Here is a 14,387-nt window from a genome sequence, read left to right on the forward strand (position 1 = left end):
ATAAAAACTCTCATATCATAATCTTATCATAATTTTATCAAAATATTCAATACGGCTATATAAAAAATTATGCAATATCGGCTTGACAAGTGTGCCGAGAAAGAGTATTATATTACTTAGTAATATTACTAAGTAATATAATTGGAGGGTAAGATGGAAGCCTGCAAGCGGACGGAAGATACAAAAGATCTGATACTTAAAAGTGCAAAAAAATATTTTCTTGAATACGGCTATCAGGCGGCTCCTCTTAGGAAGATTGTATCGGAAGCAGGATTTACGCCCGGAGCATTATACGGCTATTTCAACTCAAAAGAAGAGCTTTTTTATGCAATTACCGATCCGGTAGTAAATAAGTTGATGGAGGTACTTGACCGTATCAGAAGCGAGATGGATGCTTTGCCTAAAAAAGAACGGCTCTACGGTATGGGCAAGGTCTACTACCCGAATATTCCTAAGATCGTTGATATTCTGATTGCGGATAGAGATGCCGTAAAACTCATTGTAAACGGGGCAAAGGGGACAAAGTACGAGAATTTTCTTGATACCATAGCCGGACGAAACGCTGTGACTATCAATAAAACCGTAAAAAATATTGAAGAAAAAACCATTCGCCCTATTAAAGAACAGACGATAGAAGTCTTGATGGAAGGTTATATTGCAACTCTGTTTAGGCTCATCATTTCGGACAAGGACAGGGAAACAATTATCCGGTGTATGGAAATGATAGGAAAAATATATGAAACAGGAATTATTGCACTTATGCAAAAGGAATGGGGGAATGAAAATGACAGCTGAAAAAAATTTTGAAATTCCGCAAATGTCTGCGGATTGGATCAGGAATGAACTGAATAAGAAATTTCAACCTGATGAGGCCGAAAAAAAGTATCGGGAGGTTATTGAAACCTACGAAAAGTTTGCAAATGATGCACCGAGCATCGGCGGCAAAGACAATCCGATGTCTAAAAACTTTTACGGAGCCCTTTCGGCCTTTGCGTATTATGAATGTATGAACCGCAGTATGCTTCCCGATGAAATTACGGCTATGTGTTACGGTATGATGATCGGCAATAAAAAAGGCGGTCAGCTTTCGCGGTTCAACCTTAACAATAGGCTGGTGCAAAAACTCTTTCACGGGCTTTTCGGGCTTAGAGCACGCAAGCTGAACAAGCACAAAGAAGACGGCTCATGGAACAATACATGGGGAATGAAAATAAACCCGCTGCATCACAAAGAAGGAATCAGCATTCACCTGATCGGATGCCCCATTGCCGATTTTGCAAAAAAGAACGGATACGGTGAATTGATGCCGTATTTTTGCGAAACGGATAAGGCGGTTATGGAACATTTCGGCGGCACTCTTTACAGAGAACACACCGTTGCCGACGGATACGAAGACTGCGACTATTGGATAAAAAACAAAGGCGAGTAATTCTTTTCCGGCAGTTTTTTCAATGCCTTGCTTTTTTGTAAAAAATCGCTTATAATCGGCTTCCAATGAATCTTGAAGCTTTTATTTTAGGCTGCGGCGGAATGATGCCGCTTCCATATAGACATTTAACATCGGTTTTGCTTCGCCGTGAGGGCGATTTGTTTTTGTTTGACTGCGGGGAGGGGACTCAGGTTGCCTTGCGCCGCCTAAATTTGCGCTGGAAAAGAATCAATGCTATTTTTATAAGCCATACTCATGCCGACCATATAACGGGGCTTCCGGGACTTCTGATGCTTTCATCCCAAGTTGACAGGGAGGAACCTCTTTATATAATAGGCCCTCCAAAGGTTGCCGAATATGTGGAAACCAGCCGGAAAGTTTTAGATATGTATATCAATTATGAAATTATCGTAAAAGAAATAAAGGAGCCGGGCATCGTTTATTCTACCGAGGAATTTCAGGTACGTTCTTTTTGGCTGGATCATACAAAGCCCTGTATGGGATACACCTTTGAAGAGTTTGAGAGGCCGGGGGAATTTAATCCCGATGCTGCAAGAGCCTTAAATGTTCCATGCGGGCCCCTTTGGTCAAAACTTCAAGGAGGAAATGAAGTAGTCTCCGCTGACGGAAAAACTATCCGCCCCGAAGATGTTATGGGGCCTAAAAGAAAGGGCAGAAAATTCAGCTTTGTAACCGATACAAAATATTTACCCTCCATTGCTCAAGAAGTAAAACATTCCGACTTTTTTGTATGCGAGGGGATGTTTGAAAAAGGTATGGAAAAAGATGCTGCCGAAAAAAAACACATGACCTGTACGCAGGCGGCTCAAATCGCTAAGGATGCCGAGGTCAAAAAGATGGCCCTGATTCATTACAGTCCGAGGTACACCGATAACGAACTCAAAGTCCTTTTGGACCATGCCAGAGAAGTTTTCCCCGAAACAATCCTTTCAAAAGACAGAATGAATATTCAACTGGAATATGAAGACTAAAAATTCTTCTAAAGCCTATTTTATAATTTGACATAAATCTAAAAAGAGTGTATAATTTACTAACTTTGTTAGGTTAATTGTCTATAAGAAACTTAATTCTTAACTTTTTGACAATTAGCATACAAAAAGGAGTTTCTATGAAGAATATTGTTAAAATTTTCATCGGTTGTCTTCTAATTCTTGGTGTGCTGACTTCTTGCAGCAAAGAAGAAGGCAAAAAGGCTTTGATGGTTGGTATGGTTACAGATGCCGGAACTATAGACGATAAATCCTTTAACCAAGGAACATGGGAAGGTATTAAAAAAGCCGAAAAAGATCTTGGTGTAAAGGTTAAATATTTAAAACCTGTCGGAACAACCGAAGCCGACTACATCAAAGAAATCTCAAACCTATATGATTCAGGATATAAATTTATTGTTTGTCCCGGATTTAAATTTGAGACGGCTGTATTTAAGGCCCAGTCCAAGTACAAGGATGCAAAATTTATCATAATCGACGGAAATGCTCATCCTGCCGATGCATGGGATGCTCAAAACGGACCTAATACAATCGGAATCAGCTTTTTAGAAAATGAAGCCGGTTTCTTGGCCGGTGTTGCCGCTGCTTTACAGCAAAAAACCGGAAATTTCGGTTTTATCGGCGGTATGGAAATCCCTGCGGTACAAAAATTTAACTGGGGATGGCAGCAAGGTATTAAATATGCAAACGAAAACCTCGGTACCCAAATTGAGATTTATCCTGAAAACTTCATATATCAGGGCGGATTTTCCGACATTGCAGCAGGTCAGCAGATTGCTGCTTCCATGTATGACAGGGGCGTTACGGTAATCCATGCTGCAGCCGGAGGTGTTGGTGTAGGCGTTATAAATGAAGCTAAAACCAGAACTCAGGCAGGAAAAAAAGTTTGGGTAGTAGGTGTTGACGTTGATCAATACGCAGAAGGAATCATAGCAGACGGTTCTTCTATAATTCTTACATCTGCAATGAAGTATCTTGACAAAGCTTCTTATGATATGATTAAAGAAGAATTGAATGGAACATTTACCGGCGGGCGCTCATTATTGTTCTCTGTAAAAGAAAACGGTGTAGGAATTCCTGCTAAAAATCCTAACCTTTCCGATGATGTACAGCAAAAGGTAAACGAAATTTATCAAAAAATAAAGAACGGCGAGATTGTAGTAAGTGCAGCTCAAGGTGATTTATTTAAATAAAACTTAAAGAAGTTTACAAAGCCCTCTTTCTAAAGAAAGTGCCTTTCCAAGGAAGGGGGCCGTTTCTTATTTTTTGAGGAGTTCAAATTGTCCCATAGTGATTATGTGATTGAAATGAAGAATATCCGCAAGGAATTTCCCGGAATTGTGGCAAACGATGATATAAGCCTCTGCGTTAAACAGGGAGAGATACATGCGATTTTGGGAGAAAACGGAGCGGGGAAGTCGACCCTGATGAGTATTCTCTTCGGTCTTTACCATGCCGATAGAGGAGAAATCTACGTAAAGGGAAACAAGGTAAAAATAAACAGCCCTAACGATGCAAACGATCTGGGGATAGGAATGGTGCATCAGCATTTTAAGCTCATCCATAATTTTACCGTAACTGAAAATATCATTTTGGGTAAAGAAGGCGGTTTTATCCTAAACAAAAAAGAAGCCGAAAAGCGCATAAAAGAGTTAAGCGATAAATACGGTCTTTTTATTGAGCCTGATGCTCTTATAAGCAATATCACTGTAGGTATGCAGCAAAGGGTTGAAATATTAAAAATGCTTTACAGGAATGCCGACATTCTCATCTTCGATGAACCTACGGCAGTTTTAACCCCTCAAGAAATAAACGAACTTATGCAGATTATGCGGAACCTTGCCGCAGAAGGTAAGGCCATAATTCTTATTACCCATAAATTACAGGAAATTTTGGATGCAGCCGACAAGTGTACGATTATACGGCGTGGAAAATTAATAGATGTTGTCGATGTCGCTTCTACAACCAAAAATGAACTTGCCTCCAAGATGGTGGGCCGTCCTGTAGACTTTAAGGTTCCGAAAGGGCCTTCAAATCCGGGAAAGCCGATTCTTGAAATTAAAAACTTAAACGTATTAAAAGAAAAAAAATTGCCTGCCGTAAGCGATTTTTCTCTCGAGGTTAGGGCAGGGGAAATCGTAGGTATAGCCGGCGTAGACGGAAACGGTCAAAGTGAACTTGTTTATGCCCTTTCAGGGCTCATGCCGGTTGAGTCCGGCAGTATACTTTTAGACGGAAAAGATATTACAAACTTTTCCGTAAGAAAAAGAGCCGAATCGGGCTTAGGCCATGTTCCTGAAGACAGGCAAAAACACGGTCTCGTTTTACAGTATTCTATTGCCGAAAACATGGTCATAAAATCCTATTACACAAAAAACTTTCAAAAACACGGCTTTTTAAATAAGGAAAAAATAAAAAGCTTTGCCAAAAAAATCAGCGAAGTCTTCGATGTCCGCTCCGGTTCAGGCATAGAATCCAAAGCAGGGGATTTGAGCGGCGGCAACCAGCAAAAGGCGATTTTGGGCAGGGAAATTACCCTTGATCCGCCTCTTTTAATAGCGGTAAACCCTACTAGAGGTCTTGATGTAGGAGCTATAGAATCTATCCACAAGGAACTCGTAAAACACAGGGATAACGGAAGGGCTGTTCTTTTAATTTCTTTTGAACTTGACGAAATATTTAACCTTTCCGATAGGATAGCGGTCATGCACAGGGGGGCTTTAAGCGGGATTGTACGCCCAGAAGAAACCACCGCCGAAGAAGTGGGGCTTATGATGGCCGGCATGGGAGGTAAAAATGAGTAAGCTTAAAATACGATTTAAAGACTTTAATATAGCCGAAAACAATTTTATTATCAGTTTTTCCGCTGTTTTACTCGGCCTTATTGCCGGTGCCGTTTTTATAGCCGTTTTAGGAACAAATCCGTTTTCGGCCTTTTCCTACCTTTTCCGGGGCGGCCTAATGAATATAGAGCGTATAGGAAACACCCTTGCAACGGCTACGATTCTTTTGTTTGTAGGCCTTTCGGTCAGCTTTGCTTTTAAAACGGGGCTTTTTAATATCGGTGCTTCAGGACAGATGCTGATTGGAGGTCTTTTTGCGACCTTTATAGCCCTAAACAGCTCAATGCCGCGCCCTGTTTTGTTGCTTGTTTTAATAATAGCCGCTATGATTGGAGGAGCCCTTTGGGCTGCTTTGCCGGGACTTTTAAAAGCCGTATTCAATGTACATGAGGTTGTTTCTACCATAATGATGAACTGGATAGCCTATTGGATAGTTTATTATTCGGTTCAAGGCTATCTAAAAGCCGAATTTATCGAGACCGAAAGCCGCTCCATTGCTGTAGAACACACTTTGAGGGCAGAATGGCTGAGTAATCTCTTCGGAAGCGAGTATATAAATTACGGCATATTTTTAGGTATTTTAGGAATTATTCTTGTAAAAATAATATTGGATAAAACGACTCTTGGCTTTGAGCTGAAGGCTGCAGGATATAATAAGAGCGGAGCTGAATATGCAGGCATCAAAGTAAACAGAAATATTATCTTTTCTATGATGATTGCCGGAGCTCTTTCAGGTCTTGCAGGCTTAACCTATTATGCAGGTTATTCCCTTAACATGCAGATCGGTGTTTTACCTTCTCAAGGTTTTGACGGAATAGCCGTTGCTCTTTTAGGTGCCGGAAATTCGATAGGTGTTGCTTTAAGTTCCATCTTTTTCGGTATTCTCCATGTGGGGAAGGGCTTTATGAGTGCCAACACAAATGTTCCGCCCGAAATAGCCGATACCATCATCGCAGTTATCATTTATTTTACGGCTACAAGTTTATTGTTAAAGAAATTTTGGTCTAAAATCCAAAAAAATAAGGAAAAAACCGTCAAGGAGGCGAACTAATTATGTGGTATACCTTAACTTCAATATTTCCCTATGTTATAGCATATACGATTCCGCTTTTAGTTACTTCTTTGGGCGGTCTTTATAGCGAGAGGAGTGGAGTAGTAAATTTAGGGCTTGAAGGCCTCATGCTTGTAGGCAGCTTTGCTGCAGCTATTACCATCCATCTTTTAGAAGGCTTGATACCCTCAGGCCTTCTTGTCCCCATAGGCCTTTTAGCTGCCGTAATTATGGGAATCTTATATTCTCTTTTACATGCCTTTGCTTCAATTACATTAAAGGCTGATCAGATTATAAGCGGTACTGCCATAAATATGTTGGCTGCAGCCTTGACGGTTTATACCGCAAGAGCCATATTAGGTTCGGGAAATGTCCGTGTAAACAGCATAATCAGAAAAGATATTCCCGGTTTGGCGAATATTCCTGTTTTGGGGCCATTATTCTTTTCTCAAAGCTATTGGAGTACATGGCTTGTTTTGGCTATTTTGGTTTTTTCTTGGTTTTTACTTTATAAGACCTCATTCGGCCTAAGGCTCCGAGCCTGCGGAGAACATCCTTCGGCTGTAGCCAGTGCCGGCGTAAATGTTCATAAGATGCGTTACTTTGCCGTATGTGCGAGCGGTGCCTTGGCCGGTTTAGGCGGAGCCGTTATTCTTGTAACCTATTCCGGCGAATTTAACGGCAGTGTTGACGGCCTTGGCTTTTTAGCCCTTGCAGCCCTAATCTTCGGTCAATGGAAGCCTTTAGGCATCTTGGGTGCAACCTTCTTTTTCGGTTTTGCCCGTACGGTTGCAAACGTATCTCAGGTTATTCCTTCCTTGAGCCTTATTCCGCCTGTTTGGCTTAAAATTTTCCCTTATGTGGTAACATTGATAGCCCTTGTTCTTTTCAGTAAACATTCGGCGGCTCCCAAGGCTGACGGGGAGCCTTATTAAGCTTTAATCAAGGAAGTGCCTATGAAAAAACGTTTTTTTCGGCCGTTTAGCTTTATATTCACTCTTTTTATAGCCTTTAATTTCTTTGGGCCGGCCTTTGATTTTTTTGGGCCTGCTCTTAATCTTTTTGGGCAAGAAAATACCGAAACTGCCTTGTCCGAAAAGACTCTCGGTATAGAGGGCATCTGGGAGAATGGAGGCCGGTTTATAGAATTTTCACGAGACAGGGAAAAAGATTCTCTCGATATGAGGGTTATTTTAAAGCCTTATTACCGCTTTGTGTATGAAAAAATGGGAAATTTTTCTTCCTCTATAGAAGCTCTTGAAAATTCTAAAAGTCAATTTTATTTAAGAGTAAACTATCCCTATGTTAAAAAAGCCGTTGTTTTTCCCGTATGTATAGAAAATAACTTCTTTTTTACTTCGTTTTATAAAAAAATCCCTTATGAGGTAAAAAAAGAAAGTTCGGATAATCTTTTAGAAACAAAAGATGAAAATTCTGAAAGCTCCCTTGACGATAAAAAGAATATCTTGGACGGATTTTGGATAGAGCAGGGCAGTCCTGACGGTATCCTTCTTTATCCTAACGAGGCTCCTGCTTCAATCGATGCTTACTTTTTTACCGGAGACGATTATATCCGTTTCCGATATTGGCTTGATGACCTTGAGTATAATGACAAAAAAGTAATTGTAAAGGGAAATGACGGAACCGGTTACGAATTTCCCCGCCTTTTAAAGAGAGGCAGCCTTGTTTATTCATGCCTTACCAATACCGGCAGTATTTTACGCAATTATGAAACGGGAAAATACACAACTTCTTCGGATTCAAATGCTGAAAATACCCAAGGCCTATTTTTAAGCTTTAAGCCCCTTGGTGCAGGCCCCGGCACTCATGCCGTTCCCGATACCTATCCCAAGGCACAGTTTTCGGTTTTAGAAAATTTGCCTCTTTATATACTGGATGACGGGAAAGTCTTTGCAATGGGCTCTCCATTTTTGATTAGATCCGATATTAAAAATTTGGATGCCGAAATCGAAAAACACAATTCAAAGCGGAGACCTCCGCCTGAGCCGTCTATACCACCGGCTGAAGATTTATAAGAAGGAAGGAATTATGCATTATAAGGTTTTATTTAGGATTGAAAAGTTTAACTTAATAGACAAGTTAAAACACAAGATAACTAATTATAAAAGATATTGTGAAGAAACGGGCGATACTGCCGAAATTGAAGTTGTTTTTGCAGGGGATGTTGTAAAATACTTTGAAAATTTTGAAAACGATTTTACGGATTCGGGACTAGACATAGCCCTATGTCACAATGCCCTTACAGGACAAAACATGCCCGATATAAACTATAAAAATATTAGAACCGTCAGGGCCGGAATAGGCGAAATTATAAGCCGGAAAGCCGAAGGTTTTATCGAATATACGATAGAATAAAGATGCACTATAAAATTAAAAAGGTACCCGGAGTTTTTTAATCATAGGTACCTCTTTAAATCTTGTTATTTTGAGCTTCTTAGTCTTTAGGCCATGTCAAAACTTTTTCGCAAAGGGCTGCAAACTCCTTAGCTATTTGTTTTGCATCGCTTACAGGGATAACTGCTTCTTGATTTAAGGTTTTTTCAAAGAAAAGTTCTATAGACTTAAATGTATCCGGAAGAGGATAAAAAAGGAAGGCAAAGTTGATGCCCACCGGTTTTACTACCGTAAAAGCCGAAATAGCTTCTTGGGGAGCTTTGCTGTAAATAATGGTGGATTGATTTTTTGCAGTGTACACATTGGATTCTTTAAATCTCAAAGGTACCTGAAAATTCTTATCTCTAAATACAGGTTCGGTTGCCTTGTGCGGGAAGTTTGCCGGTTCTACCAATAAGAAAAGTTTTTTTCCGTTTGTTTGGAAGGTTAATCCGTCTCCTGTCATATAAATATCTTTTACGGTTGAATATGAAATTATTTCATAAACACTGTAGGCCGAATCTTCCTTAAAAAAGGATGAAACGATGTATCCTTGATCCATTGGAAGTTTGTTTTGAGCATAAGCTTCAAAAAGGTCAATTGCTTTTAAATTCGACATAAAAATCTCCTTTTGATTTATAAGTAAAATTATACACTATTTTTTTTAAGTCTTCAAGGCTTAAAAACCGAACTTTGTCTAATTTTGTAAAAAAAAGACCTTGACATTTTTTGTGTTTTTTAGCATAATGTCCCTTGTACTTGGTGGGTATAGTTCAGGGGTAGAGCGCCAGATTGTGGTTCTGGTTGTCGTGGGTTCAAATCCCACTACCCACCCTATGCAGAGCTGATAAAGTTCTACATCTTTTGCGCCTGTAGCTCAGCTGGATAGAGCATCGGACTTCGAATCCGCAGGTCGCACGTTCGAATCGTGTCGGGCGCATAGATTTGCCGCCTATTTTACTGTTTCCATAATTTTTAATTACTTGACAAAACAGTCTGATTTTGATAGGCTTAAAAATCTATTTTATTGTTATAAGAGGTGACGAATGGCGATTAAACAGCCTAAGGGAAAAACAGTTAGACGACTCGGCGTTAATATTTACGGCAACCCAAAATATGACAAACTTTTGGATCGCAAGCCGAATGGTCCCGGAAAAGAACGCGGCGCAAGAAAACGGGGCAAGACTTCTGTTTATGGTGAACAATTAAAGGAAAAACAAAAATTCAGATTTGCTTATGGAATTTCGGAACGGCAGTTTAGGAATTTATATAAAAAAGCAAGCCGAATGCCCGGTGTTACCGGTGATAATATGATTTCCTTGATGGAACAGCGTTTGGATAATACGATTTATCGAATGGGCTTTGCTATCAGCCGTGCACAGGCCAGACAAATGGTCACGCATGCTTATTTCTTTATTAACGGAAAGCCCGTAAACATTCCCTCGATGTGCGTAAGTGTAAACGATGTTATTACAACAAAAAATAAAAAAGGTATTCAAAACCTTATCCGTCATAATATGAGTACTTCTCAAAGTGCGAGAGGTTCTTGGCTCACAGTTGATGACGAAAAACTTTCTGCAACGGTAAATATTTTACCTGTTACTACGGATATTCAGCCCGTAGGAAATATCCAGAACGTTGTTGAATACTATTCAAGAAATGCTTAAGGTTTAAGCTCTTGCATAAAACGGCTCATTCAAAGGATGAGCCGTTTTTTATTATTTTCACGATGCTTGATTTTTTGCTTCTTTAGTTCTATAATAGTATGCACAATTGAATTTGGAGAATTTAGATGAGCGATAATCCCGAAACCGTATTAGATCAAAAAAATGATGAAGCCGTTGTTGTAGAAAATAATGTTGTAGAAAATGATAACGAAGCTTCCTTGGAAGAAAAGAAAAGGCCCGAACAAAAAGAAGTAAAAGTCAAAAAAAAGCACGGTGTTTTCTTTAAAATCGGAATGACTTTTTTGGTCATTGTACTTGTATTGCTTTTACCTGTTGCAGGTTTTCTTATTTATTCCGCAATTGACGGTATAAATCCTATAGAATATCTACCTGAAGGGCATTATGCCTATGTGAACATAGATTCTGCAGGGGAGCTTTTACAAAAAACTCTTTCAATGCAGACCCTTGATTCGGTTTTAAACTCGCCTGAAACCGCTCAGTTGCAGGGAACTATCCGTTCTTTTAGAGCCTCTCCAATGCTGAGTTCATGGTGGTTCGGTTCTGCCTCAAATATCGGTTTAGACATAGCTGCCTATCCCAACGGTAGTTTCTTGATTTTTGCTAAACTGGGCTTCCGTTCGGCAGGAACAAGGCTTTTACCCCTTATTTTAAAATTTAAACCTGACTTATTGGCTGACTTAAAAGAGCTTAAAGCTCTTGAAGAAAACGGTATAAGTTTTTGGCAATATGATTTGGGCGGCGGTCAAGCTATATATCTCTTAAATTATAAGGATTCCGTAATTGCTTCTACATCCAAAGATTTATTTTTTTCGGCCCTGTCTAAAAAGCATGAAGATGAACACATTAAAACCTTGCGTAAATTTATCAAAGAAAAGAAGGGCGGAACTTTAAGCATATTAAGCGATGTAAATTATTTTACCAAGGATACGCCCAACGACGATTCCATAAGCAATAATGTTGTGCGTGCCCTTAAATTTCCGGAAAATGCAAAAATAGATCTTAGTTTGGATTATAAAGATATAAGACTTTCAGGACTTTGTAAGTGGGAAACCGAATCCGAGGGCTTAAATACTATTCTTCAAAGGCAGGCCTTTATTCCGGGAATATTGAACAGGCTTCCGAAATCGGCCGACTATATCAGTTTAATAAACATGGGAGACCCTCAATTTTTATTCCAAAACGGAAAAGATATTTTAGGTTCATCTATATTACAATCCTATAATTCTGCAAATAAGGCATCCAAATTTATTTTTAATAAGAGCATCGATGATTTGCTTTTTTCGTGGATGGGCGAAGAGATAGGCGTTTTTGAAGTAAAACAATCAGATGTTCCTATCTTTTTTGTTTCCTTAAAAGACGAAAAACTATGCAGGCAAGCCTTCGAATTAATCTATACCTCATTTTTTGTAAACAGAAATATCTCGGCCCTTGTTGACGGCATAAGAATACCGCGTATAGAATTTCCCGATATTTTAACGGCTCTTTTACGGGCCTTTAAGGTTGAGCTTCCCACTCCTTTTTATGTCATTGAAGGCGGCTATCTTTATCTTTCGCAGAGTGCCGAAGCTCTAGCTTCTACATTAAATGACGTAAAAAGAGGCGACTTGCTTGTAAAAACCGAAAACTGGAAAAACATAACAAAAGCTTTTTCTCCCGAAACCTCCGTCTTTGTTTATTATAATTTGGAAAATCAGGTTCCTTCTTTTTTAAGAACAAATCAGGTTTTACAATCAGTATTAAAAGGTTTCGGACGGGGTCTGATCTCAATCCGGTTTGAAAAAGAAAGAACCGTTAAATTTGAGGTTTATGCCCAAAAAACAGAGGCTCATTCCTTGGGAGAGCTTTCCGCCTTTCCATTCGAATTTAATTCAAAGTTGAGCTCGTACATCTATTGCGGAAAGGGAACAAACAATGTGCCCTTTGCTTATTGGGTAAGCGGAACAAACCTATATGCCCTAAATTTAGCCGATAAACAATTAAAGTCGATTAAACTCGATGATAAGGCTTATTTGAACCTCGATATTAAAAAGGGCATTGTGAATTCCGTTTGGGCCGTATCTGCTCGAGGAACCGTTTACAAAACGGATTATAATCTGGAAGTGTCCTCAGGCTTTCCTATTTTAACCGGAGAAAAATTAAGCTCTTCTCCGGCGATTATACAGGACAAGATAGTTGTGCCCGTTGCAAATAAGCCCGTTCTTTTATATGTAGACAGCTCAGCTTCCTTTTATTATTCGGATGAGATGAATACGCGTTTAAAGACCACTCCCGCAGTGTACGGTAATTTTATTACGGCTATTCCCCGTTCCTTTGACAGCTATATGTATGTTTTTGATGATAAGGGAAAAATTATTTCAGGTTATCCTAAAGAGCTTGACGGTATTTCGGCGGTTCAGCCTATTCTATATAAAAATAATACTTATGAAGCCGTCTTGACGGAGCAGGGCTTGTTCTCTCTTAAGCCTTCACTTATTCAGGGAAAAGAGGGAGAGGTTTATTCCATAGACCTTAATAGCTCTTGTAAAACTCAACCCGTTTATTCCGAAAAGCTAAAAATGTTTTTTTTGATTACCGATAACGGCTTTTTATATAAGATAGATACCGAGTGCAACATAATAGATAAAATTCCTTTAAAGCAAAAAAATGCATCCGATTATCTTATTACCTTAATTGATCTTGATTCGGACGGTTATGATGATGTGCTTGTTTCGGGAGGAGGAAATTCCATATATGCTTATAGTGCTAACCTTTCTCCTATAAACGGTTTTCCTGTTGCAGGCACGGGAATCCCTTATCTAATCGATGTGGACGGAAACGGCCGGCCTGAACTGATAACCTGCGGTATAGATAACCGCATTCATTCTTATATGGGAGTTTCAAAATGAAAAATAAATTTCTTCTTTTGCTGCTTTGTGTTTTGATGGTTTTTGTATCTTGTTCAACAATACAAAAAGATTCGATTTATTCTACTACGTTATCTCAAGATAATATTCGGAATGTAGAACATATTGAAATTAACATAGTCAGGCAGTACAGGGAAAACAATCAAGAAAAGATTGAAGAGATAAAAAAGGATTTAAATGCTCTTTTAGCCTCTCCTTCATCGGATAGGTCCTATCTTGCCTTGGTGTATGCCCTTTATGCCGATTACTTTTTACTAAACAGGGACAAGGCTTCTGCAAAAAAAATGCTTAAAACTGCGGAAAGCTATAATCCGCATGAAGAATACGTGCAGTTGGTTAAATCGCGGCTAACCGACAAGCTTGAAGACAAAAGAGATTATTTGATTTCGATGATTAAATTGAATCCGAGGGCATACAGGCTGCAATCTGAGCTGGGCTTTGTCTATTATCGTATGGAAGATTATACTAGGGCGCTTGTTGCCTTTGATGCTTCCTTGGACTTTTTAAATGAAGAGTATAGTCTTCTTTACGGTGAAAAGAGGGAGTACTGCCGTAAATTCTATAAGGTGGATTCGGATGTTAAAAACTCTACGGCTCAAATTTTAACTCAAAGCAAGATAAGCTTAATAGATATGACAACCCTTACTCAGGACAATACCCATGCCCTTGATTCAATTACGGGTACGGCTTTTTGGCGGCCTGCAATGCTTGCAGACAGGCTAAAGGCTGCGGGCTGGTATGACGATTCAGTCAATATTTCAAAGGGAACGGCAACAAGGAAGGATGCAGCTCTTTTTTTGTGGCACCTTCTTATAGGGAATGACAATGAAGCCCTCACTCAATACAGCCGACAATATGTCTATAGCGGAAAATCTAGCCCCATACAGGATGTCGCCATTGACGGAGTTTTCTTTGATGCAATCATAGGCTTGGTAGAAGAAGATGTAATTCCGCTTATTGACGGCCGGCTCTTTATGCCTGACGGGGATGTTTCCGGTCTTGATTTTTATGAATGGCTGAAAAAAGCCGACGGTTTAAGATAAAATCAACAAGCCCGACGCGAGCGTAA

13 protein-coding genes and 2 tRNA genes are annotated in these 14,387 nt (G+C 39.5%); 14 read left to right on the top strand and 1 reads right to left on the bottom strand.

Translation table 11 applies throughout. The annotated features are described in order from the left end of the window. Window positions 1–153: 153 nt before the first annotated feature. From HO345_RS03815 to HO345_RS03855, 9 genes are all read left to right on the top strand, one after another. Entirely contained in the window at window positions 154–795 is a 642-nt protein-coding gene (locus tag HO345_RS03815) for a TetR/AcrR family transcriptional regulator (RefSeq protein WP_253683992.1), read from the top strand. Beyond that, a complete protein-coding gene (locus HO345_RS03820) occupies window positions 785–1,429 on the top strand; it encodes an L-2-amino-thiazoline-4-carboxylic acid hydrolase (protein ID WP_253683994.1) in 645 nt (214 codons plus the stop codon). The genes HO345_RS03815 and HO345_RS03820 overlap by 11 nt, the downstream gene beginning before the upstream one ends. Window positions 1,430–1,494: 65 nt before the next feature. Beyond that, a complete protein-coding gene (locus HO345_RS03825) occupies window positions 1,495–2,421 on the top strand; it encodes a ribonuclease Z (protein ID WP_253683996.1) in 927 nt (308 codons plus the stop codon). A gap of 137 nt (window positions 2,422–2,558) precedes the next feature. Beyond that, the gene (locus tag HO345_RS03830; protein ID WP_253683998.1) at window positions 2,559–3,632 is read left to right on the top strand and encodes a BMP family lipoprotein; all 1,074 of its coding nucleotides are present in this window, start codon (window positions 2,559–2,561) and stop codon (window positions 3,630–3,632) included. Window positions 3,633–3,719: 87 nt separating this feature from the next. Next, a complete protein-coding gene (locus HO345_RS03835) occupies window positions 3,720–5,243 on the top strand; it encodes an ABC transporter ATP-binding protein (protein WP_301338712.1) in 1,524 nt (507 codons plus the stop codon). Then, window positions 5,236–6,333: an ABC transporter permease gene (locus HO345_RS03840; RefSeq protein ID WP_253683999.1), complete on the top strand. Its 1,098-nt coding sequence runs from the start codon at window positions 5,236–5,238 to the stop codon at window positions 6,331–6,333. The genes HO345_RS03835 and HO345_RS03840 overlap by 8 nt, the downstream gene beginning before the upstream one ends. Before the next feature lie 2 nt (window positions 6,334–6,335). After that, entirely contained in the window at window positions 6,336–7,268 is a 933-nt protein-coding gene (locus HO345_RS03845) for an ABC transporter permease (RefSeq protein ID WP_010696004.1), read from the top strand. Window positions 7,269–7,289: 21 nt separating this feature from the next. Continuing rightward, window positions 7,290–8,369, top strand: coding sequence for a hypothetical protein (locus tag HO345_RS03850; RefSeq protein ID WP_253684001.1), 1,080 nt, complete (start codon window positions 7,290–7,292; stop codon window positions 8,367–8,369). A gap of 13 nt (window positions 8,370–8,382) precedes the next feature. Further along, window positions 8,383–8,709, top strand: a complete 327-nt coding sequence (locus tag HO345_RS03855; protein WP_010690196.1) for a DsrE family protein — start codon at window positions 8,383–8,385, stop codon at window positions 8,707–8,709. Window positions 8,710–8,788: 79 nt separating this feature from the next. Here HO345_RS03855 and HO345_RS03860 read toward each other — a convergent pair whose 3' ends face one another. Next, on the bottom strand, window positions 8,789–9,346 hold the full coding sequence (locus HO345_RS03860) for a hypothetical protein (protein WP_253684003.1): 558 nt from the start codon (window positions 9,344–9,346) through the stop codon (window positions 8,789–8,791). Window positions 9,347–9,489: 143 nt separating this feature from the next. Here HO345_RS03860 and HO345_RS03865 point away from each other — a divergent pair. The 5 genes from HO345_RS03865 (at window position 9,490) to HO345_RS03885 (ending at window position 14,361) form a co-directional block, all read left to right on the top strand. Continuing rightward, window positions 9,490–9,561, top strand: a tRNA-His gene (locus HO345_RS03865). A gap of 32 nt (window positions 9,562–9,593) precedes the next feature. Then, window positions 9,594–9,667 (top strand) — tRNA-Arg (locus HO345_RS03870). A gap of 106 nt (window positions 9,668–9,773) precedes the next feature. Next, on the top strand, window positions 9,774–10,394 hold the full coding sequence (gene rpsD / locus HO345_RS03875) for a 30S ribosomal protein S4 (protein WP_010696008.1): 621 nt from the start codon (window positions 9,774–9,776) through the stop codon (window positions 10,392–10,394). A gap of 125 nt (window positions 10,395–10,519) precedes the next feature. Continuing rightward, the gene (locus HO345_RS03880) at window positions 10,520–13,300 is read left to right on the top strand and encodes an FG-GAP repeat domain-containing protein (protein WP_253684005.1); all 2,781 of its coding nucleotides are present in this window, start codon (window positions 10,520–10,522) and stop codon (window positions 13,298–13,300) included. Then, the gene (locus HO345_RS03885) at window positions 13,297–14,361 is read left to right on the top strand and encodes a tetratricopeptide repeat protein (RefSeq protein ID WP_253684007.1); all 1,065 of its coding nucleotides are present in this window, start codon (window positions 13,297–13,299) and stop codon (window positions 14,359–14,361) included. The genes HO345_RS03880 and HO345_RS03885 overlap by 4 nt, the downstream gene beginning before the upstream one ends. Window positions 14,362–14,387 lie beyond the last annotated feature (26 nt).

The organism is Treponema denticola (assembly GCF_024181645.1).
GTDB classification, from domain to species: domain Bacteria; phylum Spirochaetota; class Spirochaetia; order Treponematales; family Treponemataceae; genus Treponema_B; species Treponema_B denticola_A.

Bases quoted from the DNA above. Each gene is read 5' to 3' on its own strand.
- HO345_RS03850 (WP_253684001.1), top strand. From the start codon at position 7,290: ATGAAAAAACGTTTTTTTCGGCCGTTTAGCTTTATATTCACTCTTTTT.
- HO345_RS03820 (WP_253683994.1), top strand. From the start codon at position 785: ATGACAGCTGAAAAAAATTTTGAAATTCCGCAAATGTCTGCGGATTGG.
- HO345_RS03880 (WP_253684005.1), top strand. From the start codon at position 10,520: ATGAGCGATAATCCCGAAACCGTATTAGATCAAAAAAATGATGAAGCC.
- HO345_RS03885 (WP_253684007.1), top strand. From the start codon at position 13,297: ATGAAAAATAAATTTCTTCTTTTGCTGCTTTGTGTTTTGATGGTTTTT.
- HO345_RS03830 (WP_253683998.1), top strand. From the start codon at position 2,559: ATGAAGAATATTGTTAAAATTTTCATCGGTTGTCTTCTAATTCTTGGT.
- HO345_RS03825 (WP_253683996.1), top strand. From the start codon at position 1,495: ATGAATCTTGAAGCTTTTATTTTAGGCTGCGGCGGAATGATGCCGCTT.
- HO345_RS03840 (WP_253683999.1), top strand. From the start codon at position 5,236: ATGAGTAAGCTTAAAATACGATTTAAAGACTTTAATATAGCCGAAAAC.
- rpsD (WP_010696008.1), top strand. From the start codon at position 9,774: ATGGCGATTAAACAGCCTAAGGGAAAAACAGTTAGACGACTCGGCGTT.
- HO345_RS03815 (WP_253683992.1), top strand. From the start codon at position 154: ATGGAAGCCTGCAAGCGGACGGAAGATACAAAAGATCTGATACTTAAA.
- HO345_RS03855 (WP_010690196.1), top strand. From the start codon at position 8,383: ATGCATTATAAGGTTTTATTTAGGATTGAAAAGTTTAACTTAATAGAC.
- HO345_RS03845 (WP_010696004.1), top strand. From the start codon at position 6,336: ATGTGGTATACCTTAACTTCAATATTTCCCTATGTTATAGCATATACG.
- HO345_RS03860 (WP_253684003.1), bottom strand. From the start codon at position 9,346: ATGTCGAATTTAAAAGCAATTGACCTTTTTGAAGCTTATGCTCAAAAC.